This window comes from Metapseudomonas resinovorans DSM 21078 (genome assembly GCF_000423545.1).
Lineage (GTDB): Bacteria > Pseudomonadota > Gammaproteobacteria > Pseudomonadales > Pseudomonadaceae > Metapseudomonas > Metapseudomonas resinovorans.
The window spans coordinates 16338-41873 of record NZ_AUIE01000013.1 but is presented as its reverse complement, the minus strand read 5'-3'; the positions used below and the strand labels follow the sequence as shown (position 1 = coordinate 41873).

Here is a 25536-nt window from a genome sequence, read left to right as displayed (position 1 = left end):
CCAGCGAGACCCCGAGGAACTGGAAAAAAGGAGCTAGGCATGTCCCTGACACTGGTAATAGGCAACAAGAACTACTCGTCCTGGTCGTTGCGCGCGTGGTTGGCCATGGAGCTCACCGGCTCGCCCTACGATGAAGTGCGCGTCCCGCTCTACCAGGCAGATAGCCGCAAGCGCCTGCTGTCCTACTCGCCCACCGCCAAGGTGCCGGTGCTGCAGTCCGAAGATGGCACCATCTGGGATTCCCTGGCCATCGCCGAATACCTTGCCGAGCGCTTCCCCGAGGCGCATCTCTGGCCCTTCGGCCTGGCGGCCCGTGCCATGGCCCGCGCGGTCTGTGCCGAGATGCACAGTGGTTTCGTCCCCCTGCGCAGCCACATGCCCATGGACATGAAGCGCAACCAGTCGCTTGCCGAGGTACCGGACGACGTGGCGGAAGACATCCGTCGTATCTGCGCCATCTGGGCTGAATGCCGCTCGCGCTTCGGTCAGGACGGCCCCTACCTGTTCGGCCATGCCAGCATCGCCGACGCCTTTTACGCGCCGGTGGCCAGCCGCCTGCGCAGCTATGCCGTGGAGCTGCCGATGGTGGCCGCGGCCTATGTCGACACCATCTACCGGTGGCCTGCTTTCCAGCGCTGGTATCAGGCCGCCTTGCAGGAAACGGAGATCATCGAATGAAACGAGTGCATGTGGCGGCCGCTGTGATTCGCGGCGCCGACGGCCGGGTGCTGATCGCCAGGCGCCCGGACGACAAGCACCAGGGCGGTCTCTGGGAGTTCCCCGGAGGCAAGGTTGAGGAGGGCGAGGCTGTGCAGGCAGCGCTCTCCCGCGAGCTGGAGGAGGAACTGGGCATTCGCGTCAGTGCCTTCCGGCCCCTGATCCAGGTACACCACGACTACCCGGACAAACACGTGCTGCTGGATGTCTGGGAAGTCAGCGCCTTCTCCGGCGAACCCCACGGCGCGGAAGGCCAGCCCTTGGCATGGGCCTCTCCCCGTGAGCTGGGGGATTTCGAATTCCCGGCCGCCAACAAGCCCATCGTGGCTGCTGCGCGTCTACCGGAGCGCTATCTCATTACCCCGGACGACATCGAGCCCCAGGTGCTGCTGGCTGGACTCCGGACTGCCCTGGCCGACGGTGTGCGCCTGGTCCAGCTGCGAGCCCCGAAGATGTTCGATGCCCAGTACCGCGACCTGGCCATCGATGTGCAGGGCCTTTGCGCCGGCAAGGCGCAGCTGATGCTCAAGGGCCCGCTGGAGTGGCTGGGCGACTTTCCCGCAGCCGGTTGGCACCTGACTGCCGAGCAGCTGCGCAAGTACGCGCCCAATGGCCGGCCGTTTCCCCGCGAGCGTTGGTTGGCAGCGTCCTGTCACAGCGTCGAAGAGTTGCAGTTGGCCGCGGCCATGGACGTGGATTTCGTCACCCTTTCGCCAGTTCAGGCGACCCAGACCCACCCCGACGCCCTGCCGCTAGGCTGGGAGCGCGCGGAAGAACTGCTGCGCAGCTTCAACCAGCCGGCCTTCCTGCTGGGGGGCGTTGGCGCTCGGGACCTGGAGCGCGCCTGGCAGATCGGTGCACAGGGCGTGGCGGGAATTCGGGCATTCTGGCCGGAATCGTAGGTTTGGCCGGGCTCCGTGAAACCCGACCAGGGGATGGCTGACGCGTCGGGTTTCGCTTGGCTCAACGCCAACCTGAGGCCGGTCTTCGACCGGCTTGGCGATTGACGTCACTGCTTGCTGGCCGCCTGCCACAGCACTTCGTCCACCCCTTGCCGCCGGGCGATCTGGCGGGCAGCGACGAAGAGCAGGTCGGAAAGTCGGTTGAGGTAGGCCAGCAGTTCCTCGCGCAGCGGTTCTTCGCCGTTCAGGGTTTGCGTGCGGCGTTCGGCGCTGCGGGCGAAGCTACGGCAGACATGGGCCTGGGCCACCAAGCGCGAGCCGCCGGGGAGAATGAAATTCTTCAGCGGCCCCAACTCATCGTTCCAATGGTCGATGGTGGCTTCCAGCCGTTCGATCTCTTGCTTCTGCACCACTTGGTACTCTGGCATCGCCAGTTCGCCGCCAAGGTCGAACAGGCGGTGCTGACAGGGCGCCAGCGCGTCAATTACCTCGCCCAACCCAGGCCAGCGCTCCAGACACTCGGCCAGCTCAGCCAGCAACAGGCCGAGCTGGCTGTTCAGGGTGTCCACTTCGCCAATGGCCTCGATCCGTGGGTGGTCCTTGGGGACGCGACGACCGCCGGACAGGCCGGTTTCTCCCTTGTCGCCGGTGCGGGTGTAAATCTTCGAAAGGCGGTTGCCCATCTCAGGCTCCTGCGTCTGTGGCGCTGGAAGTGAGCGGCAGGCGCAGGGTGAAACAGGTGCCTTGACCGGGTTTGGACTGCACTTCCATCTGGCCCTTGTGATTGTTGGTAATGATGAAGTAGGAAACCGACAGCCCCAGTCCCGTGCCCTGGCCGACTTCCTTGGTGGTGAAGAAGGGCTCGAAGATGCGCTTGCGCACATTCTCGGGAATACCCATGCCAGTGTCCTCCACCTGGATTTCTGCCCAGGGCGGACTCAGGCGGGTGCGCAAAGTGATGCGGCCTTCCTCGTCGTCCTCGCGCAGGTGAATCGCCTGGGCGGCGTTCTTCAACAGGTTGAGCAAGACCTGCTCCAACTCGTTGGCGGTGCCGGGTACCGGCCCCAGCTTCGGGTCGAATTCACGGATTATCCTGAGGCCTTTGAAGTCAAAGCCTTCGGTCAGGTCGAAGTCGTTGCTGGCGATTTCCAGCGCCTGGTCGATCAGCACTGGCAGTTGGCAGGGCGCCAGCTGGCGATTGCTGCGCCGGCTGAAGGCAAGCATGTGGGTCACGATCTTCGCCGCTCGGGCGCCGGCCTGATGGATGTCGTCCAGCAGCCTGGGAACCTCGCGGGCTTCCAGATACTGGCTGACGGATTCCAGGCTGATGCCGTTGATGGCGGCCTGTTCCTGGTTGCGGTCGAGTTCCGGGGAAATGCGCCGGCGGATGTTCTGCACGTTGTGCAGGATGGCGCCCAGGGGGTTGTTTATCTCGTGGGCCATGCCAGCGGCCAGGCCACCCACCGAAAGCATTTTTTCCGACTGCACCATCAGCTCTTCCATCGACAGGCGCTGAGTAATGTCGTCGATGCGGATCACCACGCCGCGCCCAGTGCCGCCCATCAGCGGGTAGAACGTCAGGGCGTAGTGGTGGACGTTCTCGTCTACCAGCCAGCTTACGCGTTCCACTTTTTCCACCTTGTGCTTCTCGGCGGTCAGGCGGATCTGCGGTAGGAACGGTTTGAGTGAAGGGAAGGCGAGGAATACGGGCTGGTTCAGCGCATCGTCCATGGGCGTGCCGGAGAGGACGCTGGCCTCCTGGTTCCACTGGGTGACGTAGAGCTGTTCGTCCAGGGCGATTAGCGCCGAAGGCATGGAGTCGATGATGCTGTTGAGGTAGTTCTGGAAACCGGTCAGTTTCTTCTCGATCTTGCTGCGCACCTGCACTTCCAGCTCCAGCTTGCGGTTGGAGTGGCGGGTTTCTTCGGCCAGTTCATGGGCCTGGTCGAAGGCGGCCTGGGCGTCGTCGCGGGCACGTTTGAGTTGCTGTTCGCGGGCTTCGATACGGCTAAGCATGGTGTTGAAGGCGTCAGCCAGGCTGCCGATCTCGTCACGATTGCCACGGGGCGCGCGCAGGGCATAGTTCTCCTCGCGGGTCACTTGACGCGACAGTTCTTCCAGGCGGCGAATGGGCCGGGTGACCATCCGCCGGATCTGCCGTGCGACCAGCAGCCAGAGCAGTACGCTGCAGGCGAGGATCGCCAGGCTTGCGGTCAGGGTGCCGGTGTAAAACACGCCGGGCAATTCGCTGGAGGCCACCAGCAACAGGTGGCCAGCTGGCTTGCCGGGTACCGGCAGCTCTGCAAGGTGGCTGGTGCGGAACTCGCGCAGGCGCCATGTGGGAATGTCACTGGCCTTCAGCGGCAGGTCGAGTTGTGCACCGCGCTGGAGCTGGGCCAGCAGACGGCCGTCACTGTCGTACAGGGCGGCAGCACGCAGTGGTGTGTAACCCTCCAGGCGCTGCAGCATCTGCTTGGCGTTCTCTTCCGAGGACAGCGCCTCGGGGCCGACGGCTGACGTGGCGAAGAGGCGGCCAAGGGTTTCCAGGCCCTGGGGCGCGACGCTTTCCTGGGAGATCCAATAGGCGGCGCTGATGAAGGCCAGATTGGCAATGAGCAGGACAGTGGCGAGCAAAACCAACAGAGCGGCGAGCAGTTTGCGGCCGACCGACAAGTTATCGAGGCGCTGACGCAGGCTGGACAAGGGGGCAAGTATCCGCGGCTGGGCTGAGGGGCAGGTTAGCGCGGGCTCAGGTGACGGGCAATCCGCGCTGCTGCAGATAGGTCTTGAGGCGTGTGTGCAGCCTGTCCAGGTGCGGCAGGCTCAGCCGGTGGCGAGTGGCGGTTGCGCAGGCGTGGCCGAGCAGGTAGCTGATTTCGGTGCGGCGGCCGTTGGCGACATCCTGGTACATGGAGGAGTAGTTGGCCGCGGTGGCCTGGATCACCCGCAGCACTTCTTCGTGCAGCCCATCGGCGGCATCCGGCTGGCCGCAGCGCTGCAGCAGTTCGGCCAACTCGACGCAGAGCACGCTGACCTCTGCAGGGTGCTCGAGCAGGCCGCCATTGCGGCAGTCGTACAACACGGTCAGGGGGTTGATGGCGCAGTTCAGCGCCAGCTTGCGCCACAGGCGCGAGAGGATGTCCGGCGTCCAGCCATAGGGGATACCGGCGTGTTCCAGTTCATTCAGCCAGATGGGCGCGGCGGGTTGTAGCGGGTCGCCGAGCCAGGTGAATCCATGGCCGGCGAAGACTACGCGCCAGTCCCCGTCGCGAAAGGCGCCTTCTGTGCTGGAGGCAAGCACGCAGCGCGTATGGGGCAGGCGCAGGGCCACGGCGTCCTGGCTGCCCAGGCCGTTCTGCAGCAGGATCAGTTCGGCGCCCGGAGACAGGTGTGGCAGCAGGGGCTGGACCGCAGCTTCGGCGTCGTAGGCCTTGCAGGCCACGAGGAGGCGGCTGATGGGGCTGGCGGTGCTGGGCAGTTCTGCGGGAATGGCGTATTGCCGCGCCTGGTCCTGTTCCACCAGGGTCAGGCCGTCGGCTGCTTCGTATGCCCTGAGGCGGGCGCGATCGCGCAGGATCAGGCGCACCGGCAATCCGGCTCGCGCCAGGCGGGTGGCCCAGAGGCTGCCCAGGCTGCCGGCGCCGAGGATGTGCCAAGTCATGGCTGTGGCAGGCGCAGGGCGGTGACGCGACCGCTGGCGTGGGCCTCGGGCAGCATGGCGTTGGCCTTGTCCAGCAACTCCTCGACATCCAGCGGTAATGCCTTGGTGTCCAGACCGACCAGGGCGATACCGGCCTTGAGGGTGATGAAGCCTTCGCTGGTCTTGAAGGCTTTCAGGTTCAGACCTTCATGCAGACGGCGGAAGCTGCTCGGCGAGCACTCATGGAGGTCGTCGAGCAGGGTGATCAGACCGAAGTGGTTGTCGTCCAGGCGGGTGAGCACATCCAGCGGGCGTACCAGTTGCTGCAGGCGGCGGGCGACGCCATGCAGCAGTTCGTTGTAGAAGGTGTCACCGTACTGCAGACGCAGCTTCGGCGCGTCCAGCAGGCCGATCAGCAGGTAGCACAGGGCGCCACCGCGTGACTCCACCTGGCGCAGGCTGTCGGTCAGCTTCTGCCGCAGGTAGCGAGGGTTGCCCAGTCCGGTGAGGGAGTCCACCAGGTTGCGCTGTTCCAGGCTGGCGATGTTCTGGGTGAGCAGGTGGTTTTCCTGCAGCAGGCGCTGCAGGGTGTTGCACAGGCGGTCGGCCGCGTAGATGCGCGGAACCAGTTGCTCGCTCATGGCCGCCTTGCTGATGAAGTCGTCCACTCCGCGGTCGAAGGCTTCGCCCAGGACGTTCTCACCTTCCTTGCCGGTAAGCAGGATGACGTAGCTATAGTGGTCGGTCATCTCATCCAGCTGGCGCACGCGTGCGGTCAGTTCCAGACCGTCGATCTCGGGCATCAGCCAGTCGGCGAGGATAACGTTGGCGGGCTTGTCTTCCAGCAGTTTCAGCGCTTCGCTGGCGCTGCTGGCGAATCGCAGATCCTGGTAACCGGCCTGGCTCAGGGTGCGGCCGATCATGGCGCTGGAGAACTTGGCATCGTCCACCACCAGGATACTGAGATGAGGGTTGGGCATTTGGCAGGCTCGCAAGGAGAGTGGGACAGCGGGATGTGGCGATATGATATCAAGCCTCGTTCAGGTTGCCTTGTCGCCCCACCGTTCTGCCGGTTTCGGACTGCTGAGGGATGGCTTCCAGAAGGCGGCGTGTCGCTCGGTTATAATGGATCCGCATTTTTTACCGTCAAGCCAGGCGCTTTCATATCCGTGATGCAGATCGCGCCGTCTATCTGGAGGAATCCCATGCCCTCGTTCGACGTGGTGTCCGAACTGGACAAACACGAAGTCACCAACGCCGTCGACAACGCCATCAAGGAACTCGATCGCCGCTACGACCTGCGCGGCAAGGGTAGTTTCGAGTTCAAGGAACTGACCGTCACCCTGACGGCCGATGCCGATTTCCAACTGGAGCAGATGCTGGAAATCCTCAAGCTGGCCCTGGTCAAACGCAAGATCGACGTCCAGTGCCTGGAGGTGAAGGACTCCTACGCCTCCGGCAAGGTCGTGAAGCAGGAAGCCGTGCTGCGCGAAGGTATCGACAAGGAATTGGCGAAAAAGATCGTTGCTCACATCAAGGAAAGCAAACTCAAGGTCCAGGCCGCCATCCAGGGCGAACAGGTGCGCGTCACCGGCAAGAAGCGCGATGACCTCCAGGAAGCCATCGCTGCCCTGCGCGCCAAGGAGTTCGGCATGCCCCTGCAATTCAACAACTTCCGCGACTGAGCGGAACCTTCGCGACCGATCTGCGTCGCAAACCAAGAGTCGTTTGAACCTTCGCTGCCATGGCTTGTCCATGGCGGCCTGGTTTTGCATTACTGAAATAGCGCAGGAGAATGTCCGTGGAGATGAACGTCGACCAGTTGGTCAAAGTATCCGAAGCCTGGTTACCCATCGTGCTGGAGTACAGCGGCAAGCTGACCCTGGCCCTCATCACCCTGTTGCTGGGCTGGTGGCTGGTCAACCTGCTGACCGGCAAGGTTGGCAACATGATGCAGAACCGCCGGGTCGATCGCACCTTGCAAGGCTTCATCGGCAGCCTGGCCAACATCATCCTGAAGGTGCTGTTGCTGGTCAGCGTGGCCTCGATGATCGGCATTTCGACCACATCCTTCGTCGCCGCCATCGGTGCCGCGGGCCTTGCGATTGGCTTGGCCCTGCAGGGCAGCCTGGCGAACTTCGCGGGTGGCGTGCTGATCCTGCTGTTCCGCCCGTTCAAGGTCGGTGACTGGATCGAAGGGCAAGGCGTGGCCGGGACCGTGGACAGCATCCAGATCTTCCACACCACGCTGAAAACCGGCGATAACAAGGTGGTGATCGTGCCCAACGGCAGCCTGTCCAATGGCAACATCACCAACTTCTCGCGAGAAAAGACCCGCCGGGTGGATATCAACATCGGCATTGACTACGACTGCGACATCAAGCGTGCGCGCCAGGTGCTGCTGGATATCGCTCGTGATTCTCGCGTCCTCAGGCACCCCGAGCCGGTGGTATTCGTTACCGGGCTGGGCGAAAGCGCCATCAACGTCTCTCTGCGGGTCTGGGTCGCGACGGAGGACTACTGGGCCGTGAATTTCGATTTCATCGAGCGTGCCAAGGAGAAGATGGACGAAGCGGGTATCAGCATTCCGTTCCCCCAGCGGGTCGTGAAGCTCGTGCAAAGCGCATGAGCAGGACACGTCAATGAAAAAGGCCGGCAATCTTGCCGGCCTTTTTCATGGCTCGCGCAAATCAGGGCTGCTCGGGGGAACCGGGCGTCGCGGAGGCATTGGACGAGCCGTTTTCCTTCGGCTGCTGGCGGTTGCGGCCCCATTGGATCGCGATCAGCACCAGGGTGGGTATACCCAGCAGGGCCGTGAGCAGGAAGAAGTTGTGGTAGCCGACGCTCTCCACCATCACACCCGAGTAACCGCCGATCAGGCGCGGCAACAGCAGCATGATGGAGCTGAGCAGCGCGTACTGGGTGGCCGAGAACTTCAGGTTGGTCAGGCTTGAGAGGTAGGCGACGAACGCCGAGGTGGCCAGCCCTGCGCTGAAGTTGTCGCAGGAGATGGTCAGGATCAGCATGTTCAGGTGCGCGCCCATATCGCTCAGGGCTACGAACATCAGATTGGTGGCCGCCGAGCTGATGCCGCCGATGAAGAGGATCGGCAGGATGCCGAAACGCACGATGAGTAAGCCGCCGGCGCCTGCGCCGAGCAGGGTCATGACCAGGCCGAACAGCTTGCTGACGCTGGCAATCTGTTCTTTGGTGAAGCCTTGGTCGATGTAGAAGACGTTGGCCATCACGCCCATGACGGTATCCGACATCCGGTAAGTGGCGATCAGGCCGAGCAGGAGCAATGCTTGCCAGCGGTAGCGCTGGACGAACTCGCTGATCGGCGTAAGCACCGGCGCCATCAGCAGACGGCCAGCGGCGGAGAAGCAGGCCAGGGTGATCAGCAGGAACAGCGTGCCGCGCGGCCAGGCGCCTGACGAGAAGGCCTTCACCGCGGCAGCGATGGTCACCAGGATCACGATCAGCACGATGATCGACACCGCCTGGTGCACGAAGTCGAAGTTGGGCATCACCTTGCCTCGCGCTGCCACCAGCAATTGGCGGCGCTGCTGGCTGAGCAGTTCGCGCACCGGCAGGATCTGGCGCATGCCCCAGGGTGACAGGCAGGTGATCAGGAAGATTGCGTAGAGCGCTGCGCGCGGCCAGGCGCGATCGAGCAGGCCGGTGATCATCGCCGGCAGGGAGATCAGCATCACCAGCAGGATCAGCACCGATGACAGCTGGTGCTTGAGCTTGAAGCGCGAGGTCGTGCTCTGCGGCGGCAGGTCCACCGGCGGTTCGCGCATCCACAGGCTGGTGATCAGTCCGGGCAGCATCAGCAGGGCGAACAGCAGGTAGGTACCGGCCCAGGCACCGTATTCGTAGACCTTGGCGGTGGAACCGAACCACTCGGCGAAGTAGAGCGCGCCAGCGGTCGCCAGCAGCGCGGAGACGCGATAGCCGGTCATGTAGCTGGCGGCGAGGGCGGCCTGGCGGCTGTCTTCGGCGATTTCCAGGCGGTAGGCGTCGATGGCGATGTCCTGGGTCGCCGAGGCGAAAGCCACCAGCACCGCCAAAGCGATCAGCCAGGTGAGGTTGGTCTGCGGATCGCACAGCGCCATGCCCACCAGCCCCAGGCCCACCAGCGCCTGGGACAGCACCAGCCAGGAACGACGGCGACCGAGGCGGCCCAACAGTGGCAGGCGCCATTGGTCGAGCAGCGGCGACCAGATCCACTTGAAGGCGTAGGCCAGGCCGATGAGGCTGGCGAAGCCGATGGTTTCTCGGGATACGCCAGCCTCGCGAAGCCAGACAGAGAGGGTGGAGAACACCAGCATGTAAGGCAGGCCGGCGGCGAAGCCCAGCAGCAACAGCGAAAGGGTGGCCGGCGAGGCATAGGCGGCGATGGCGTCGCGCCAGGAACGATGGGGCATTAGCGGTGCAATCCGAAAAGCGTGGTGCTGGGCATTGGGTTGCTCATGGCGTGCAGGAAAGAGGCGGGCAATAGGGCAGGGCGCACTCTAACCCTTGGGTGGCATGGGATGCCAGCCGTGCCGACGCATGTCCACCCGATCGTTCTGGATACTGACCCCTTCAGCCCGCAAACGTGCCCGCTGCTCGTTGCCGGATGGCGTTCCAAGGGCCAGGCTGAAGCGTCCGCCGGCCCCCAGGACGCGGTGCCAGGGCAGCTGGGTGCCGCTGGGCAGCTGGCTCAGGGTTCGCCCGACCCAGCGCGCGGCGCGGCCAAGCCCCGCCAGCTCGGCCAACTGGCCGTAAGTCACCACCTTGCCCTCCGGCACTTGCGCCAGGGTGAGGTAAAGCGCCTCGCGGCGGATGTCCACGCTTGCCGTTGGCAAGTCCGCCCATGCATGCTCTGGCGCCTCTTCCTTCTTCTGCTTACCGACCATGCTGCTCCGTAGCCTGAGTGCTCTGATTCTGTGTCTGGCCTGCTCGCCCCTTTGGGCGGACACCGTCTGGTTGAACAACGGTGATCGCCTGACAGGCGAAATTATCGTGCTGGATGGCGGCAAACTGGCATTGAAGACCAAATACGCCGGCCAGGTGCTGATCGACTGGAAGGATATCGACACCCTCCGTTCGGAGAAACCGCTGCTGATCAAGCGTGAGGGACTCGACAGCCAGCATAGCCGCAGCCTGGATGCAGCGGGCAAGGGCATGGTGCGGTTGGAGAACGGCACGAGCGAGACGGTGCCTTTGGCCAGCATCCGCCAGATGGTGCCGCCGCGGCCCGTTCTCAAGGACCGCATCTGGGAAGGCAATCTCGACGCCAAGCTGGACATGGAACGCAACGAGGACAGCAAGGACGAGTGGAAGCTCAAGGGCGACACCCGCGTCGAGCACGGCCGCTGGCGCCATGTACTGAGTGGCCAGTTCGAGAAGGAAACCAAGAACGGAGAGCGTACCGAGGACAACTGGGAGATAGAGTACGACCTCGACCGTTTCCTGACCCAGCACTGGTTCGTACGTGGCAGCTATGACCAGGACAACGACGACTTCCAGTTCTTCAATCGCCAGCGCGCGTACGGCGTTGGTCCCGGCTACCGCTTCTGGGACAACGAACTGGGCCGTTTCGACCTGATTGCCCAGCTCACGCGTTTCCAGCTGGAAAGCGACGCCGACGACCTGGACTTCAATGCCTATTCCTTCGAGTGGGACTTCAAGCGGCTGATCTGGGGGACTCGCTTCGAGCTCTATTCCAAGGCCCAGCTCCAGGTGCCGCATATCGAGGAGATCGATTATGTGCTCGACAGCGAATTCGGCCTGCGCTACCGGCTCAATGACTGGGCGAGATTGTCCTTGCTCTACGAACTGGACCAGGTGAGGGGCCTGGGCGACACGTCGTCTGACCGGCACTACCTGATTGGTGTCGGCATCGGCTGGTAGGGCTCAAACCGGTCACGTCCATCGATTTTCTGGAACTCGGCGGGCGCAGGTCGGTCAGTCCTTGCTCTGCCGTCGGTCATAAGGATAATGCCCGGCTTTTTTTGAGACCCCGAGCAAAGAAGCCGCTTTATGTTGTCCAGAACCCTGCTTTGCGTGGCGCTTGCCGCCGCATCCTCCGCCGTTTTCGCTGACACCGTCTGGTTGAAGAACGGCGACCGTCTTACCGGCACCATTCGCGTCTTCGACGGCGGCAAGTTGGTCCTTGAAACCGACTACGGCGGCACTATCCCGTTGGACTGGAAGAAAGTCGCCACGCTGGAAAGCGACCGTGAGCTGCTGATCAAGCAAGGCGACATCGACGGCGAACGGGCCAAGTCCCTGCAGCGCGCCGACGAAGGCAAGGTCATCCTGGCCAACGGCGAAGCGCCCAAGGAAGTAGAGCTGGCCAGCATCGAGCAGATCATGAAGCCCAAGCCCCTGGTCGAGGACCTGACCTGGACGGGCAACGTCGATCTGTCCCTGGATTACAAGCGGGCGGAGAAGGACACCGACGACTACGACGTCGACTTCAACACCAAGGCCCGCCACGGCCGATGGCGGCACAACGCCTCCGGCGAGTACAACCGCGAGTTCACCGACGACGTGAAGACCACGGACAACTGGGAAACCGAGTACGCCCTCGATCGCTTCATCACCGAGAAATTCTTCTGGCAGGGCCGTGGCGAGTACAAGCGCGACAAGATCGAAGAACTCGAACGCCAGCGCACCCTGGGTACCGGCCCCGGTTACCAGTTCTGGGACGACGAACTGGGCGCGTTCTCCCTGGCCGGCCTGGTCAACCGTAGCGACTATCAGTTCTCCAATGGCGAGAAGGAGAACTTCTACTCCCTGAGTACCAAGTGGGACTACAACCGCTACCTGGTGGGCAAGACGGTGGAACTCTTCACCACCGGTGAAATCGGTCGCCCCCTGGACAATACCGCCGACTACTCCCTGGATGCCGAAGTGGGCCTGCGCTACAAGCTGACCGACTGGGCCTCACTCAACATGAAGGCGGAGAAGGACCAGGTCAGCGGCGCCGACGGTGAAATCGACGAAACCCGCTACACCGTCGGATTCGGCGTCGGCTGGTAAAGGCGGCTCCACCAGCACCTGCGGGGGCGAATTGACTCGCGTGCAATCTCGCTCCCGCGCGGTGTCCTCCCTACAGGCGCTGCATTGCTTACACACACGCGCCATTCTCTTACATCCGGGTCGTCGTCCCCTTGCTGGTGTAAACTTAAAAGTCCAATATGGACAAATTGTTTATATCCACTCTTCGGGAGCGTCCCCATGTCCAGCACCCCGCCCCTCGTTCTCCAGCAAGCTGAAGCGCGCCACCTGCTCCAGCAGGTGGATGTGCATCAGGCAATGCGCCACATGTTCCTCGACCTCGCCGCTGGCGAAGCCGTGCAGCCTGCGCAGCAATTGGTGGAGTTCCCCAACGCGACCGGCGACTTCATCAATTACCTGGGCGTGCTGGCCAAGGACGGCGTATACGGGGTCAAGACCTCGCCCTACATCAAAAATCCCGATGGTGCCCTGGTCACCGCCTGGACCCTGTTGATGTCCATGGACAGCGGCCAGCCCTTGCTGCTCTGCGATGCCGGCGAGCTGACCACCGCGCGCACCGCTGCTACCACAGCAGTGGCGGTCGAATCTCTGGCACCTGAGCAGGCACGCCGGCTGGCGGTGATCGGTAGCGGCCCTGTGGCCCGCGCCCACCTCCACTATGTGAAGGGGCTTCGCGACTGGCAGCGCATCGCGGTTTACTCGCCGTCCCTGGCGGGAGAAGCGGATACCCAGGCGCAATGGCGCGCCCAGGACTCGCGCGTGGAAATCAGTGCCAACCTGGAAGACGCGGTGGCCGACGCCGACGTGGTGATGCTCTGCACCTCGTCCGCCGGTCCGGTGCTGGATCCGCGCAGCCTGGCCAAGCCGGCTCTGGTCACCTCCATCAGCACCAACGCCCCGCGTGCCCATGAAGTGCCACCGGAAGCCCTGGGCGAGATGGAGGTCTATTGCGACTACCGCGCCACCACTCCGGGTTCTGCCGGAGAGATGCTGCTGGCGGCCGAGCGTCACGGCTGGAGCCGCGAGGCCATCCGTGGCGACCTGCCGGAGCTGGTCAGTGGCAAGGCGCCGCGTCCGGACTACCGCCGCCCGGTATTCTTCCGCTCCATCGGTCTGGGCCTGGAAGACATGGCTCTGGCCAACGCCCTCTATCGTCTGCAACGCCAAGGCCAGTGAGGTGAACCCGATGACCCAGGTTGACTACATCATCATCGGCGCCGGTATCGCCGGCGCCTCCACCGGTTTCTGGCTGTCGCGCCATGGTCGCGTGCTGGTGCTGGAGCGCGAGGAACATGCGGGCTACCACTCCACCGGCCGTTCCGCCGCGCTCTATACCGTCGCTTACGGCACGCCCCAGGTGCGAGCCCTGACCGCCGCCAGTCGTGCCTTCTTCGATGCACCGCCCGAGGGCTTCAGCGAACATCCACTGCTGACGCCGCGCGGCGAGATGGTGGTGGATTTCACTGGGGATGCCGAGGAGCTGCAGCGCCAGTTCGACAGCGCATTGGAAAATGTCCCCGACATGCAGATGCTGACAGCGGACCAGGCCTGTGCCTTGGTGCCCGTGCTGCGCCGCGACAAGGTGCAAGGCGCCATGCTCGACCCCAGCGCTGCCGATATCGACACTGACGCCCTGCATCAGGGCTACCTGCGCGGCATTCGTCGCAACGGTGGTGAGGTGCGGCATAACTGTGAAGTGACCGGTGTTCGTCGCGAAGGTGAGCAGTGGCGGGTAGAGACTTCCCTGGGCAGCGTCCAGGCGCCCGTCCTGGTCAACGCCGCCGGTGCCTGGTGCGACCAGCTCGCGCAACTTGCCGGGGTTCCACCGCTGGGCTTGCAGCCCAAGCGCCGCGCCGCGTTCATCTTCTCTCCACCGGAAGGCATGGATACCCACAAGTGGCCAGCCCTGGTGAGCCTGGACGAATCCTTCTACTTCAAGCCCGACGCCGGGATGCTGCTGGGCTCGCCGGCCAACGCCGACCCGGTGGACCCCCACGACGTGCAGCCGGAGGAGCTGGACATTGCCCTCGGCATCTACCAGATCGAGGAACACACCAGCATGACCATCCGCCGCCCCGCGCGGGTCTGGGCGGGCTTGCGTTCCTTCTTCCCCGATGGCGACCTGGTGTCCGGCTACGACCCACGCACGCCGGGCTTCTACTGGGTAGCGGGGCAGGGTGGCTACGGCATCCAGACCTCCGCCGCCATGGGCGAGGCCAGCGCCTGCCTGATCCTGCGCCAGCCACTGCCGGAGCACCTGACGCAATTCGGCCTGACCGAAGCCATGCTGTCGCCCGCGCGACTGGGGTGACGACGCGGGCGCTTTGCGCCACACTCGCTGCGCCGGGCCCCGCGCCCGGCGCCGATCTTTCCGCTCCAGGAGCCGCTCCATGACCCCCCGCCCAGACCTCGCCCTGGATAACTACCGAGCTATCGCCGACGCCATTGCCACGTTGTTCTTCCCCCATGCCGAGGTCGTGCTGCACGACCTGCGTACGCAGAAGATCGACTACATCGCCAACAACATCTCCAAGCGATGTGTGGGTGACGATGCCGCACTGGAGGACATGCTCAGCGAGGACGTGGACGAGCGGACCATCGGCCCTTACGAGAAGCTCAACTGGGACGGCCAGAAGATCCGTTCCATGAGCACCGTGTTGCGCGACGCCCAAGGCGCGCCGGTCGCCGTGCTCTGCATCAACCTGAACATCTCCCTGTTCGAGGCGGCCAAGGCGGCCCTCGACCTGTTCCTTTCCTCCAGCAAGCTGATCCCCCAGCCCGATGCGCTGTTCCGCGACGACTGGCAGGAGCGCATCAACACCTTCCTGCACAACTGGCTGCGCCAGCGCCAACTCGGCCTCAACCTGCTGACCCGCGAACACAAGCGCGAGCTGGTCCTGGCCCTGCATGCCGAAGGTGCCTTCAAGGGCAAGAGTGCCGCCAATTACGTGGCCAATGTCCTCAACATGGGGCGTGCCACGGTCTACAAGCACCTCAAGGAATTGAAGGAAGAGTCGGCCTAGCCCAACGCTCCCTGTCGGGGCGAATTCATTCGCCAAGCGGGCCGAAGGTCCGCCAGTCCATGTGTCACCCTCGCAACCGCCGCCTGAAGGCCCCCGGCGTTTCCCCGCATAGCTGCTTGAACAACTTGGCGAAGGTCGCCCTGTCGGCGTAGCCCACCTGGGACGCTACCTGTTCCAGGGAGCGCGCCGGGTTGCGCATGGCCGTCTGTGCAGCGCTGATGCGCAGGCGCTGCAGGTAGGCATTCGGGGTGAGGCCCGTGGCAGCCCTGAAGCGCCGCAGCAGGGTGCGGCTCGAGCAGTGGGCGCGCTGCGCCAGGGCGTCCAGATCAAGAGGCTCGGACAGGTTGCGTTGCAACCAGAGCAGCAAGGGGCCGATCTGCGGGTCGTCGCTGCCGGCGGTCGGCAGCAACGGGGCGAAACGTGATTGGCGTCCGCGTTCCCTATCGAACACCATGGCGCCGGCTACCCGTTGCGCGAGCCAGTCGCCTCCATGCCAACCGATCAGGTGCAGGCAGAGGTCCAGTCCGGCCTGGGCGCCGCCCGAACAGAACAGGTTGCCGTCTTCGGTCAGCAGAGCGTCCGATTCCAGGCGCACCTGTGGATAACGTTTGCGAAAGGCCGGCGCCAGGGCCCAGTGAGTCGTAGCGCGGCGGCCGTCGAGCCGTCCCGAAGCGGCCAGCAGGAAGGCGCTGCTGCAGAGGCTGGCGAGTTGCTGCGTATCTGGCCGCGCGGCCAGCCAGGGCAGCAGCTCATGGTTGGCGGCCAGCGTCTTCTCCACCGCGGGGCCGGTGGCGGTCAGCAGCACCAGGTCAGCCGACTCCGCCAGGGCCAGGTCACCGTCAACCCGCACCTCGGCCATGCCGATATCCACAGGTCGGCCGTCGCGACTGAAACGCTGCACCTGGAACAGGGGTTCCCCAGCCAATTGGTTCGCCAGGCGAAAGGCATCATCGGCAGTGGCCAGGCTGGAGCAGACAGTCTGCGGGCAGACGAAGAGGGCGACGCGGATCATGGGCAGGGCTCACGATGGGGTTGGCGATTATTGACACAAAGTTGGCGATGCAGCCAATCGCCGTCTGGCCCATCCGGGTCAATACTTCAATGCATATCCGCCTACCGGAGTTGCCCATGGCTCACCCCAATGCCGAACTCATCACCCGCTTCTATCAGGCCTTTCAGCAGCTTGACGCCGAGACCATGGCGGCCTGCTACAGCCCTGATGTGCACTTCAGCGATCCCGTGTTCACTGACCTGAACGGCCAGGAGGCCGTCGATATGTGGCGCATGCTCGCCAGCCGCGCCCAGCAGTTCAGCCTCACCTTCGACAGCGTCGAGGCCGACGACCTCAGCGGTCGTGCCAACTGGGTGGCCACTTACCTGTTCAGCCAGACCGGGCGCATGGTGGAGAACCGTATCCAGGCCCGCTTCCTTTTCTCCGACGGCAAGATCATCGAGCACCACGACAGCTTCGACCTCTGGCGCTGGGCCCGGCAGGCCCTGGGGGCCAAGGGGACGCTGCTGGGCTGGTTGCCGCCGGTACAGAACGCCATCCGCAAGCAGGCCGCGCGGGGGCTGGCTGCCTACCGCACGGGGGCGCTGAAGGACTTGTCTTGAGGTGGTATGGCATTGCCTAATGCGGCGGCCTTCCAACAGGACCCCGCAATGCCCGAACACGTCGACGCCGTCCCTGCTGCCAAGCCCTGGTTCGTCTACCTGGTGCGTGCCGAAAACGGAGCCCTCTACTGCGGTATCAGCGACGACCCGCAGCGGCGTTTCGCCCAGCATCAGAGCGGCAAGGGCGCGCGCTTCTTCCATTCCAGCCCGGCGCAGGCCCTGGTGTTCGTCGAGGCCTGCGCCGACAAGGGCGAAGCCCTTCGCCGGGAGATCGCCATCAAGCGCATGAAGAAGGCGGTCAAAGAGGCGTTGATACAGGGCTGGGAGTGCGCCGAAAAGGTACGCCTCGCCGAAGTGAGCGGCTAAGCTGCCGCACTATCCCAACAGCAGCGGAGCCCTGCCATGTCCGAACTCATCCTGCACCAGTACGAGCAATCCCCCTTCGCCAAGAAGGCGCGGCTGATGCTCGGCTTCAAACAGCTGTCGTGGCGCTCGGTGGAAATCCCCCGGATCATGCCCAAGCCTGACCTGATGCCGTTGACCGGCGGCTATCGCAAGACCCCGGTGCTGCAGGTGGGCGCCGACATCTACTGCGACACTGCACTGATCGCACGCCGCCTGGAAGCGGAAAAGTCCGGTCCGGCGCTGTTCCCGGAAGGCCAGGAATTCAATGTCGCCAGTTTTGCCCTGTGGGTGGACTCGGTGATCTTCCAGCACACCGTGACCCTGGTGTTCCAGCCCGAATCCATCGCCGTGCGCATGGGCCAGCTGCCGCCAGCCGTGCAGCAGGCCTTCCTCGCCGACCGGGCCAAGCTGTTCTCCGGCGGCAGCAGCACCCGCTTGCCGCTGGAGCAAGCCCGCAGCAACTGGCCGGTGCTGATGGGGCGACTGCAACAGCAACTGGAACGCAGCGAAGGCGACTTCCTCTTCGGCGAACCCTCGGTGGCCGACTTCTCCCTGGCACACTGCTGTTGGTTCCTCAAGGGCACCCCGGTCACCGCGCCACTGGTGGACGACTACCCGGAGGTGGCGGCCTGGTTTGGCCGGGTACTGGGCTTCGGCGAGGGTGCCAGCAGCCCGTTGTCCGCCGCCGAGGCTGTGGATATCGCCCGCAACGCCACGCCCGCGGCGCTGCCGGTGGAGGATTTCGTCGACCCCAACGGTTTCGCGCCCGGGCAGAAGGTGGCGGTGGCGGCCACCGACTATGGCGTCGACCCGGTGGAGGGCGAGCTGGTGTTCGTGGGTCGCGAGGAAATCATCCTGCGTCGCCAGGACGAACGCGCCGGGGTGGTGCATGTGCACTTCCCGCGGCTCGGGTTCCGTATCGAAGCGCGCTGATCTTTCTTGTAGAGGCGAATTCATTTACCCCTACAGGTTCACCTCTGGAACAAAAAAAGCCCGGCAATCGCGCCGGGCCTTTTCGTAGGGTGCGCTGCGCACACCGCGTGGCATCAGGTCAATCCTTACGCCGTTTCAGCTGATCTTTCAGCTGCGTCGGCAACTGCCGGATGATCAGCATGTCGCGGCTTTCGTCGTACTCGATCTTCGAGCCCAGCAGGTGGGCTTCGAAGCTGATCGACAGGCCCTCGGCGCGGCCAGTGAAACGCTGGAACTGGCTGAGGGTACGCTTGTCCGGCGGGATCTCCGGGGACAGGCCGTAATCCTTGTTGCGGATGTGTTCGTAGAAGGCGCGCGGGCGGTCTTCGTCGATCAGGCCGGAAAGCTCGTCCAGGGTGATTGGCTCGCCCATCTTTGCCTGCGTCGTGGCGTAGTCGACCAGGGTCTTGGTCTTCTCGCGGGCCTGCTCTTCTGCAAGGTCCTCGCTTTCCACGAAATCGCTGAAGGCCTTGAGCAGGGTGCGGGTTTCGCTCGGCGGGTCGACGCCTTCCTGGCAGCCGATGAAGTCGCGGAAGTAGTCCGAGACCTTCTTGCCGTTCTTGCCCTTGATGAAGGAGATGTACTGCTTCGACTGCTGGTTGTTCTTCCATTCGGAGATGTTGATGCGCGCAGCCAGGTGCAACTGGCTCAGGTCCAGGTGCTTGGCCGGTGCCACTTCCAGCGAGTCGGTCACCGCCACGCCTTCGCTGTGGTGCAACAGGGCGATGGCCAGGTAATCGGTCATGCCTTGCTGGTAGTGGGCGAACAGCACATGGCCACCGGTGGAGAGATTGGACTCTTCCATCAGTTTCTGCAGGTGCTCGACCGCCTGGCGGCTGAAGGCAGTGAAGTCGCGCGTGCCTTCCTGGTACTCCTTCAGCCAGCCGCTGAAGGGATAGGCACCGGATTCCTCATGGAAGAAGCCCCACGCCTTGCCTTGCTTGGCGTTGTAGCTCTCGTTGAGATCGGCCAGGAGGTTTTCCATGGCCTGGGATTCGCCCAGCTCGCTATCCCGGGCATGCAGCACGGCGGCGCTGCCGTCGGGCTTCTTGTCGATGAAGTGAACGATGCAGTGGCGGATGGGCATGGATCTTCGCTCTCAGGGGCACATCCGGCGCGAGGAAGCGCCGGCAGTAAAAGTGCGCCAGTTTACCCGACCTGATCCACGTCTGCCTGCCGACTCTGCACGGCCTGCAGCCGTGCGATCACGTAGCGCAGGTGCACATGCAGGTCGTAGAGCTCATTGGAGTAGGACAGCGGCACTTCCACCTTGGCCAGGCGCTGTTCCAGCGTTTCCAGGTGCTCGATCTCGGCGGCGAGTTGTTCCGGCGGGGTGCCGCTGTCCAGTTTGCGGTCGATCTCGCGCAGGTACTTGTACCAACGGTAGATGCGTGCGCGGATGCGCCAGCGGTAGATGGGGCCTACGGCCTTGGTCAGCGGGATCATGATCACCAGCAGTGGGATCAGCAGGATGATGTAGCGGTCGGCCAGGGAGGCGATGCGGAACGGCAGGTAGCGCTGCAGGATCGGCAGGCCTTTCTCGTAGTAGTAATCGGCCTCGCTCAGGCTGGAGAGGGTTTGCGGCTTGGCGCTGGGGTAGGTGCCGGGCGGGTCGAGCAGGGTACCGCTCTGCATCACCTCACGAGCGGCTTCGAGGATCAACGGGGTGAGCGAGGGATGGAATTCATCATTCGCCACCAGGGTGGCCACCGGCGCCAGGGTGCGCATGTCCCGCGAGGGGCTGTTGCTGGCCAGGTTGAGCAGGCCTTCGCCTACTTCCAGCTTGGTCAGGTAAGGCAGGCGCGCGCGATAGGCTGCACTGCGGCGCAGGCTCACCAGATCCAGCTCGGGACTGGCGGCCAGGCGTTGCACCACGGCGCTTTCCGCCGGGCCGAGGAAGAAACCGGCGTCCAGTTCGCCGCCCAGCAGGGCGCTGGCCGCCGGGCTGCCGCTGATGGACTGCCATTGTGGCGGGTAGCCTTCCGGGCTGATCTGGTTGGCGGCGAGGAGCGCATCGCTGACCGAGCGGGTGCCGCTGTTCGGTGCGCCGATGGCCACCCGCAGCTGCAGCAGGTCGGCCATGCTGTCGATCTCCAGTTCCTTGCGTTTGAACAGCCAGAGCGGCTCCTGGTACATCACGCCAAGGCCATGCAGGTGTTCGCGTTCCTTCGCGCTCAGGGTGAGTTCCTGGCCACTCTGCACCAGGGCGATTTCCACCTCGCCGCTCCGCAGTTTGGCCAGGTTGTCCAGCGAGCCGGTGCTGCGCACCAGCTCCAGCTCGAAGCCCTGCTTGGCCAGTTCTTCCTTGAGCTTCTCGCCGAAAGCGTTGTAACCGCCCGCGGGGCTGCCGGTGGCCAGTCGCGCGTGCATGGGTGGCGGCGGCGCGACGAAGTAGAAGAGGGCGCCCACCAGGGCCGCCATCACCGGGATCAGCCAGAGGTTGGCCAGGAGCATGATCTTGATGTCGCGAAGGATGCGTTGCATGGAAGTCCTTGTCTGCAGCGAATGCTGGGAAGGATAGCGGCTCTGCGGTTGCCAGGCCGCGAAGGAAATGACAGGGTGGCCGGCAGTTCCGTTCCGTCACAGTGATTCCCGATGCGCATCCTCCACACGTCCGACTGGCACCTGGGCCAGCACTTCATGGGCAAGACCCGGCAAGCCGAGCACCAGGCTTTTTGCCAGTGGCTGATCGAACAGGTGCGCGAGCGCCAGGTGGATGCCGTGCTGATCGCCGGGGATGTGTTCGACACCGGCGCGCCGCCGAGCTATGCCCGCGAGCAGTACAACCAGTTCATCGTCGAGCTGCGCGACGCCGGCGCCAGCCTGGTGGTGCTCGGCGGTAACCACGACTCGGTGGCCATGCTCGGCGAAAGCCGCACCCTGCTGGCGCAGCTGGGTACCCGGGTGGTGCCGGCCGTAGGCGTTGATCTCGATCAGCAACTGCTGGTGCTGAAACGCCGCTCCGGCGTACCGGGGGCAATTCTCTGTGCCATTCCCTTCATCCGTCCGCGCGACGTGCTGCAGAGTCAGGCCGGGCAGAGCGCGGCGGACAAGCAACTGTCATTGCAGCAGGCGATCCAGGACCACTACCAGCAGCTCTTTTCCCTGGCCCAGCAGCGTCGTGCCGAGCTGGGCGGCGGCCTGCCTATCATTGCCACCGGCCACCTGACCACCGTGGGCGCCAGCGCCAGCGAGTCGGTGCGGGAAATCTACGTCGGCGCCCTGGAAGCCTTCCCCACCAGCGCCTTCCCGGCGGTGGACTACATCGCCCTCGGACATATCCACAGGCCGCAGAAGGTCGGCGGCCTGGAGCACATCCGCTATTGCGGCTCGCCCATCGCGCTGGCCTTCGACGAGGCCTCCCAGCAGAAGGAGGTGCTGTTGGTGGAGATGGACAGCATCGGGCTGCACAAGGTCGAGGCCCTGCCGGTACCACGTTTCCAGGCCCTGCATTCCCTGCGTGGCTCCCTGGCGGAACTGCCTGCGCAGCTGGCCGAGGTGGCGCGCGAAGGCACCCCGGAACTGCCGGTCTGGGTGGAAGTGCTGGTGAGCACGGACGACTACCTCAACGACCTGCAGGCGCGTTTGCTTGCGCTCTGTGAAGGCTTGCCCGTGGAGGTGCTGCGCATCCGCCGCGAGCGCGGCACAGCCCTGTCTGGCCTGCAGCGAGAAGCGCGGGAAACCCTCGATGAGCTCAATCCGGAAGAGGTGTTCCACAAGCGCCTGGCGACTGAAGAGCTGGACGACGCCTTGCGAGGCAATCTGTTGGGAATGCACCGGGAGGTGTTGGCCGATCTGCGGGAGGGACAGGCATGAAAATCCTCAGCCTGCGCCTGAAGAACCTCAACTCGCTCAAGGGCGAATGGAAGATCGACTTCACCGGTGAACCCTTCGCCGGCAACGGTCTGTTCGCCATTACCGGCCCCACCGGCGCCGGCAAGACCACGCTGCTCGACGCCATCTGTCTGGCCCTTTACCACCGCACGCCGCGCATGGGCACGGTGTCGGCCAGCATCAACGAGCTGATGACCCGACACACCGCCGACTGTCTGGCCGAGGTGGAATTCGAGGTGAAGGGCGTGGCCTACCGCGCCTTCTGGAGCCAGCGCCGCGCTCGCGACAAGGCCGATGGCGGCCTGCAGCCACCCAAAGTCGAGTTGGCGCGGGTGCAGGACGGGGACATCCTCACCGACAAGATCAACGACAAGCTCAAGCTGACCGAGAGCCTGACCGGTCTCGATTTCGAGCGTTTCACCAAATCCATGCTGCTGGCCCAGGGCGGTTTTGCCGCCTTTCTCGAAGCCAATGCCAACCAGCGTGCGGAGCTGCTGGAAGAGCTGACCGGTACTGAAATCTACGGGCTTATTTCCCAGCGGGTTTTCGAAAGAACCCGTGAAGTGAAGGCTGGGCTGGACCAGTTGCGCGCCCGTGCTGAAGGCGTGGAACTGCTGAGCGACGAGCGCCGCGTTGCTCTGCAGCAGGAGGCACAAACCCTTGCGAACGAAGCGCAGCATTTGCAGGCCCGCCAGGTGGACCTGCAACACCAGCGACAGTGGCACGATGAACTGGACAAAGCATTGACCCGCAAACAGCTTGCCGAGCAACAGGGCCGTGTCGCCCAGGCAGCATTGGAACAGGCTCAGCCACAACTGGCACGGCTGGCCGCCAGCGAGCCGGCCAACCGGCTGTTGCCGCTGCACCGCGACTGGCAGCGGGCCCAGCAGCAATTGAATCAGGGCGAAAGCGAGTTGCGGGTGACTCGCCATGAACTGCAGACGCTGGCCGAACGCATCCTCGACCAGCTCTGGCAGGGCGCCCAGTTCGGCGAGCAATGGGTGCAGGCGCGCCAGGGTGCGCTTGAGGGGCTCCAGGCTGAGCGTGAGGCCCTGGAGAAACGACTGTCCGAGCAGCCCCAGCGGGCGCGCTTGGGCGAGCACCTGGGCGCTTGGCGGGTTGAACTCGGCGCGCTGAGCAGACGCCAGGATGAATGGGCCGAGTTGCGTCGCGTCCAGACCGAACTCAAGCATCAGGGTGGCGCGCTGGAGGCTCGCTTCGAGCAGGCTCGCACGGCCCTGGAGAATGCCCGAGTCGAACAAGGTCAGGCCCAGCAGGAAGAGGCTGAGGCGCAGGTGCAGCTCGATGGGCTTCTAGGCGGGCAGGACGACGCGGCGCTGCGTGCGCAGTGGCAGCAATTGCTGGAGCGTGGGCGCCAGTTGGAACGTCTGGAGCAGTTGTCCCAGCAGCGCAGGCAGCTGGCTGAGCGGCAGTCCCGCGCCCGCGAGCAGATGCAGCCACTGCAGGAGGAGCAGAAAGCCCTCAGCGAACAGCGCGACGGCCTGCGCCGCCGCTTCGCCGAACTCAAGCAGCAGATCGCCGACAAGGAAAAGCTCCTCGAACAGGAGCAGCGTATCCAGCAACTGGAGGCCTATCGCGCAGCCCTGCAGCCGGGCGAAGCCTGCCCCTTGTGCGGTTCCCATGACCATCCGGCCATAGCCGAGTACCAGGCACTCAATCTTTCCGCCACCCAACAGGGGCTGCAGGACTGCAAGGTGGCCCAGGACGAGGTGCGTCAGCAGGGGGAACACCTGAGCAATCGCCTGGCCGCCCTGGAGGCGCAGATCGCGCAGCTCAATGAATCCCTGCAGGGGGGCGAGGCGGAGCTGCGCGAGTTCGTCGAGCGCTGGCGTGAGCTGTGCCAGTCCCTGGCGCTGCAACTGCCCGACCTGACAGCCCTGCAGGCCGAACTGCAGCGCCATGCCGAGGGGCTACAGGCGCTGCAGGAACGCCTGGCGCAGCTGGATCAATTCAAGGCAGCCCTCGCTCGCGCCCGCGACCTGCGCCAGCAACGCGACACGACCCTGCAAGAATGCACCAGCCAGCTCGCTTTGCTGGAAAAAGACCAGATCGGCTTGCGCCAGCAGGAGCAGGCCATCGCCCTGCGGCTGGAACAATTGGATAGCCAGCAGCAGGAAGCCCGCGAGCAGTTGGCCGCCAGTCTGGCGCCGTTGGGCTACAGCCTGCCGACGGCGGGGGAGGCCTGGCTGGTCGAGCGCGAAGCCGAGTGGCAACAGTGGCAGCAGGACCAGGCCGCCAGCCAGAGGCTGGAAGGCCAACTGCGCGATCAGCAACACGCACTGGAGATTGCCCGCGAACAGGCTCGCCTGTGGCTGGGGCGCTGGCAGGCCTCCGGGCACACCGGGCAAGCGCCTCTGGCGCCGGTGGACGATCCCCAGAACGCACTGGCGGCAGTGCAGACCGAGATGGACGCGGCCCAGCAACGGCTCAATCAGCTCAAGGGCACGGAGCGAAGTCAGGACCAGCGGGTCCACGAGGCCCGTCACCAGTTGCATCTGCAGCTGGATGCCTGGCACCAAGGACTGGGCGTCAGCCCCTTCCCGGACGAGGCAGCCTTCCTCGCCGCCGTGCTGGATGAGGCAGAACGCAGCGCCCTGCAGGAGCTGCAGCAGCGCCTGAGCCGTGAGTTGGGGGATGCCGAAGTCTTGCTGGCAGATGCCCGCATCCAGGCCGAACGTCTCCAGGCAGCGCCCCAGAGCGAACTGGATCGGGAGCGGCTGGAAGGGGAATGGCAGGCGCTGGGCGACCGTATGCGCGAGTCGAGCCAGCGCCAGGGCGAAATCCGTGCCCAACTCAGCGGTGACGAGCAGCGCCGACAGAACCAGCAGGCGCTGTTCGCCGACATCGCCCGCCAGGAGGCCGAGTACGACCTCTGGCAGCGTTTCAACAGCCTGGTGGGGTCAGCCGACGGCGCCAAGTACCGCAAGTTCGCCCAAGGCTTGACCCTGGATCACTTGGTGCACCTGGCCAACTTGCAACTGCAACGTCTCCATGGCCGCTACCAGTTGGCGCGTCGTCAGGGGGGCGAGCTGGAGCTTGAGGTGGTGGATACCTGGCAGGCCGACGTCGTCCGCGACTGCAAGACGCTGTCTGGCGGCGAGAGCTTCCTGGTCAGCCTGGCGCTGGCGTTGGCGCTGTCCGACCTGGTCAGCCACAAGACCAGCATCGATTCGCTTTTCCTCGACGAAGGCTTCGGCACCCTGGACGGCGAGACCCTGGAGGTTGCCCTCGACGCCCTGGATGCACTGAATGCCAGCGGCAAGATGATCGGCGTGATCAGCCACGTGGAAGCGCTGAAGGAGCGCATCCCGGTGCAGCTCAAGGTGCACAAGGGCGTCGGGATGGGGTACAGCCGGCTGGATGCGCGTTTCGCGGTTGGCTAGTGGTGGCAGGC

General features: G+C 64.5%; 22 protein-coding genes and 1 pseudogene. 14 read left to right on the top strand and 9 right to left on the bottom strand.

The window, feature by feature from the left end:
- Positions 1-39 precede the first annotated feature (39 nt).
- Together G559_RS0111985 and G559_RS0111980 are read left to right on the top strand one after the other, a co-directional pair.
- Positions 40-678, top strand: coding sequence for a glutathione S-transferase family protein (locus tag G559_RS0111985; protein WP_028628438.1), 639 nt, complete (start codon positions 40-42; stop codon positions 676-678).
- The gene (locus G559_RS0111980) at positions 675-1619 is read left to right on the top strand and encodes a Nudix family hydrolase (protein WP_028628437.1); all 945 of its coding nucleotides are present in this window, start codon (positions 675-677) and stop codon (positions 1617-1619) included. The genes G559_RS0111985 and G559_RS0111980 overlap by 4 nt, the downstream gene beginning before the upstream one ends.
- 107 nt (positions 1620-1726) lie before the next feature.
- On the opposite strand, the gene G559_RS0111975 is transcribed toward G559_RS0111980, so the two are convergent.
- The 4 genes and pseudogenes from G559_RS0111975 to G559_RS0111960 all read right to left on the bottom strand — a co-directional run.
- Positions 1727-2302: a cob(I)yrinic acid a,c-diamide adenosyltransferase gene (locus tag G559_RS0111975; RefSeq protein WP_028628436.1), complete on the bottom strand. Its 576-nt coding sequence runs from the start codon at positions 2300-2302 to the stop codon at positions 1727-1729.
- Position 2303: 1 nt separating this feature from the next.
- Positions 2304-4322 carry a sensor histidine kinase gene (locus G559_RS0111970; RefSeq protein ID WP_028628435.1) on the bottom strand — a complete coding sequence of 673 codons (2019 nt, stop codon included), beginning with the start codon at positions 4320-4322 and terminating at the stop codon, positions 2304-2306.
- 46 nt (positions 4323-4368) lie between these two features.
- Positions 4369-5280: a putative 2-dehydropantoate 2-reductase gene (locus tag G559_RS0111965; protein WP_028628434.1), complete on the bottom strand. Its 912-nt coding sequence runs from the start codon at positions 5278-5280 to the stop codon at positions 4369-4371.
- A pseudogene (locus G559_RS0111960) lies at positions 5277-6242 on the bottom strand (response regulator); the annotation flags it as partial. The gene G559_RS0111965 and the pseudogene G559_RS0111960, both read right to left, overlap by 4 nt.
- Before the next feature lie 222 nt (positions 6243-6464).
- Between G559_RS0111960 and G559_RS0111955 the strand changes: the two are divergent.
- Together G559_RS0111955 and G559_RS0111950 are read left to right on the top strand one after the other, a co-directional pair.
- A complete protein-coding gene (locus G559_RS0111955) occupies positions 6465-6944 on the top strand; it encodes a YajQ family cyclic di-GMP-binding protein (RefSeq protein ID WP_028628432.1) in 480 nt (159 codons plus the stop codon).
- A gap of 116 nt (positions 6945-7060) precedes the next feature.
- On the top strand, positions 7061-7888 hold the full coding sequence (locus G559_RS0111950; RefSeq protein WP_028628431.1) for a mechanosensitive ion channel family protein: 828 nt from the start codon (positions 7061-7063) through the stop codon (positions 7886-7888).
- 61 nt (positions 7889-7949) lie between these two features.
- On the opposite strand, the gene G559_RS0111945 is transcribed toward G559_RS0111950, so the two are convergent.
- Both G559_RS0111945 and G559_RS0111940 read right to left on the bottom strand, forming a co-directional pair.
- Entirely contained in the window at positions 7950-9689 is a 1740-nt protein-coding gene (locus tag G559_RS0111945; protein ID WP_028628430.1) for an AmpG family muropeptide MFS transporter, read from the bottom strand.
- 87 nt (positions 9690-9776) lie between these two features.
- On the bottom strand, positions 9777-10163 hold the full coding sequence (locus G559_RS0111940; RefSeq protein ID WP_051246630.1) for an MGMT family protein: 387 nt from the start codon (positions 10161-10163) through the stop codon (positions 9777-9779).
- Between G559_RS0111940 and G559_RS0111935 the strand changes: the two genes are divergently transcribed.
- From G559_RS0111935 to G559_RS0111915, 5 genes are all read left to right on the top strand, one after another.
- A complete protein-coding gene (locus tag G559_RS0111935; RefSeq protein ID WP_028628428.1) occupies positions 10162-11160 on the top strand; it encodes a DUF481 domain-containing protein in 999 nt (332 codons plus the stop codon). The genes G559_RS0111940 and G559_RS0111935 overlap by 2 nt on opposite strands.
- A gap of 129 nt (positions 11161-11289) precedes the next feature.
- Complete coding sequence (locus G559_RS0111930) at positions 11290-12294, top strand: DUF481 domain-containing protein (RefSeq protein WP_028628427.1); 1005 nt, start codon at positions 11290-11292, stop codon at positions 12292-12294.
- A 198-nt stretch (positions 12295-12492) separates the two neighbouring features.
- Entirely contained in the window at positions 12493-13449 is a 957-nt protein-coding gene (locus G559_RS0111925) for an ornithine cyclodeaminase family protein (protein WP_028628426.1), read from the top strand.
- 10 nt (positions 13450-13459) lie between these two features.
- The gene (locus G559_RS0111920; protein WP_028628425.1) at positions 13460-14584 is read left to right on the top strand and encodes an NAD(P)/FAD-dependent oxidoreductase; all 1125 of its coding nucleotides are present in this window, start codon (positions 13460-13462) and stop codon (positions 14582-14584) included.
- Between the two features lie 79 nt (positions 14585-14663).
- On the top strand, positions 14664-15296 hold the full coding sequence (locus G559_RS0111915) for a helix-turn-helix transcriptional regulator (RefSeq protein ID WP_028628424.1): 633 nt from the start codon (positions 14664-14666) through the stop codon (positions 15294-15296).
- A gap of 64 nt (positions 15297-15360) precedes the next feature.
- Here G559_RS0111915 and G559_RS0111910 read toward each other — a convergent pair whose 3' ends face one another.
- Complete coding sequence (locus tag G559_RS0111910; protein WP_028628423.1) at positions 15361-16308, bottom strand: GlxA family transcriptional regulator; 948 nt, start codon at positions 16306-16308, stop codon at positions 15361-15363.
- 116 nt (positions 16309-16424) lie between these two features.
- Between G559_RS0111910 and G559_RS0111905 the strand changes: the two genes are divergently transcribed.
- The 3 genes from G559_RS0111905 to G559_RS0111895 are packed head-to-tail and all read left to right on the top strand — an operon-like array spanning position 16425 to position 18248.
- Entirely contained in the window at positions 16425-16910 is a 486-nt protein-coding gene (locus tag G559_RS0111905) for a nuclear transport factor 2 family protein (protein ID WP_028628422.1), read from the top strand.
- A 48-nt stretch (positions 16911-16958) separates the two neighbouring features.
- Positions 16959-17276: a GIY-YIG nuclease family protein gene (locus G559_RS0111900; protein ID WP_028628421.1), complete on the top strand. Its 318-nt coding sequence runs from the start codon at positions 16959-16961 to the stop codon at positions 17274-17276.
- A gap of 36 nt (positions 17277-17312) precedes the next feature.
- Entirely contained in the window at positions 17313-18248 is a 936-nt protein-coding gene (locus tag G559_RS0111895) for a glutathione S-transferase family protein (protein WP_028628420.1), read from the top strand.
- A gap of 118 nt (positions 18249-18366) precedes the next feature.
- On the opposite strand, the gene yejK is transcribed toward G559_RS0111895, so the two are convergent.
- Together yejK and G559_RS0111885 are read right to left on the bottom strand one after the other, a co-directional pair.
- Positions 18367-19374, bottom strand: coding sequence for a nucleoid-associated protein YejK (gene yejK, locus G559_RS0111890; RefSeq protein WP_028628419.1), 1008 nt, complete (start codon positions 19372-19374; stop codon positions 18367-18369).
- A gap of 62 nt (positions 19375-19436) precedes the next feature.
- Positions 19437-20771, bottom strand: a complete 1335-nt coding sequence (locus tag G559_RS0111885; RefSeq protein WP_028628418.1) for a TAXI family TRAP transporter solute-binding subunit — start codon at positions 20769-20771, stop codon at positions 19437-19439.
- Positions 20772-20882: 111 nt separating this feature from the next.
- Between G559_RS0111885 and sbcD the strand changes: the two genes are divergently transcribed.
- Both sbcD and G559_RS0111875 read left to right on the top strand, forming a co-directional pair.
- Positions 20883-22103 (top strand): exonuclease subunit SbcD, encoded by a 1221-nt coding sequence (gene sbcD / locus G559_RS0111880; RefSeq protein ID WP_028628417.1) that lies wholly within the window; start codon positions 20883-20885, stop codon positions 22101-22103.
- On the top strand, positions 22100-25525 hold the full coding sequence (locus G559_RS0111875) for an AAA family ATPase (protein ID WP_028628416.1): 3426 nt from the start codon (positions 22100-22102) through the stop codon (positions 25523-25525). Before sbcD ends, G559_RS0111875 begins: the two co-directional genes overlap by 4 nt.
- The last annotated feature ends 11 nt before the right edge of the window (positions 25526-25536 follow it).

Bases quoted from the DNA above. Each gene is read 5' to 3' on its own strand.
- G559_RS0111985 (WP_028628438.1), top strand. From the start codon at position 40: ATGTCCCTGACACTGGTAATAGGCAACAAGAACTACTCGTCCTGGTCG.
- G559_RS0111925 (WP_028628426.1), top strand. From the start codon at position 12,493: ATGTCCAGCACCCCGCCCCTCGTTCTCCAGCAAGCTGAAGCGCGCCAC.
- G559_RS0111900 (WP_028628421.1), top strand. From the start codon at position 16,959: ATGCCCGAACACGTCGACGCCGTCCCTGCTGCCAAGCCCTGGTTCGTC.
- G559_RS0111915 (WP_028628424.1), top strand. From the start codon at position 14,664: ATGACCCCCCGCCCAGACCTCGCCCTGGATAACTACCGAGCTATCGCC.
- G559_RS0111980 (WP_028628437.1), top strand. From the start codon at position 675: ATGAAACGAGTGCATGTGGCGGCCGCTGTGATTCGCGGCGCCGACGGC.
- G559_RS0111940 (WP_051246630.1), bottom strand. From the start codon at position 10,163: ATGGTCGGTAAGCAGAAGAAGGAAGAGGCGCCAGAGCATGCATGGGCG.
- sbcD (WP_028628417.1), top strand. From the start codon at position 20,883: ATGCGCATCCTCCACACGTCCGACTGGCACCTGGGCCAGCACTTCATG.
- G559_RS0111945 (WP_028628430.1), bottom strand. From the start codon at position 9,689: ATGCCCCATCGTTCCTGGCGCGACGCCATCGCCGCCTATGCCTCGCCG.
- G559_RS0111885 (WP_028628418.1), bottom strand. From the start codon at position 20,771: ATGCAACGCATCCTTCGCGACATCAAGATCATGCTCCTGGCCAACCTC.
- G559_RS0111875 (WP_028628416.1), top strand. From the start codon at position 22,100: ATGAAAATCCTCAGCCTGCGCCTGAAGAACCTCAACTCGCTCAAGGGC.
- G559_RS0111975 (WP_028628436.1), bottom strand. From the start codon at position 2,302: ATGGGCAACCGCCTTTCGAAGATTTACACCCGCACCGGCGACAAGGGA.
- G559_RS0111930 (WP_028628427.1), top strand. From the start codon at position 11,290: ATGTTGTCCAGAACCCTGCTTTGCGTGGCGCTTGCCGCCGCATCCTCC.
- yejK (WP_028628419.1), bottom strand. From the start codon at position 19,374: ATGCCCATCCGCCACTGCATCGTTCACTTCATCGACAAGAAGCCCGAC.
- G559_RS0111920 (WP_028628425.1), top strand. From the start codon at position 13,460: ATGACCCAGGTTGACTACATCATCATCGGCGCCGGTATCGCCGGCGCC.
- G559_RS0111955 (WP_028628432.1), top strand. From the start codon at position 6,465: ATGCCCTCGTTCGACGTGGTGTCCGAACTGGACAAACACGAAGTCACC.
- G559_RS0111965 (WP_028628434.1), bottom strand. From the start codon at position 5,280: ATGACTTGGCACATCCTCGGCGCCGGCAGCCTGGGCAGCCTCTGGGCC.
- G559_RS0111935 (WP_028628428.1), top strand. From the start codon at position 10,162: ATGCTGCTCCGTAGCCTGAGTGCTCTGATTCTGTGTCTGGCCTGCTCG.
- G559_RS0111895 (WP_028628420.1), top strand. From the start codon at position 17,313: ATGTCCGAACTCATCCTGCACCAGTACGAGCAATCCCCCTTCGCCAAG.
- G559_RS0111910 (WP_028628423.1), bottom strand. From the start codon at position 16,308: ATGATCCGCGTCGCCCTCTTCGTCTGCCCGCAGACTGTCTGCTCCAGC.
- G559_RS0111905 (WP_028628422.1), top strand. From the start codon at position 16,425: ATGGCTCACCCCAATGCCGAACTCATCACCCGCTTCTATCAGGCCTTT.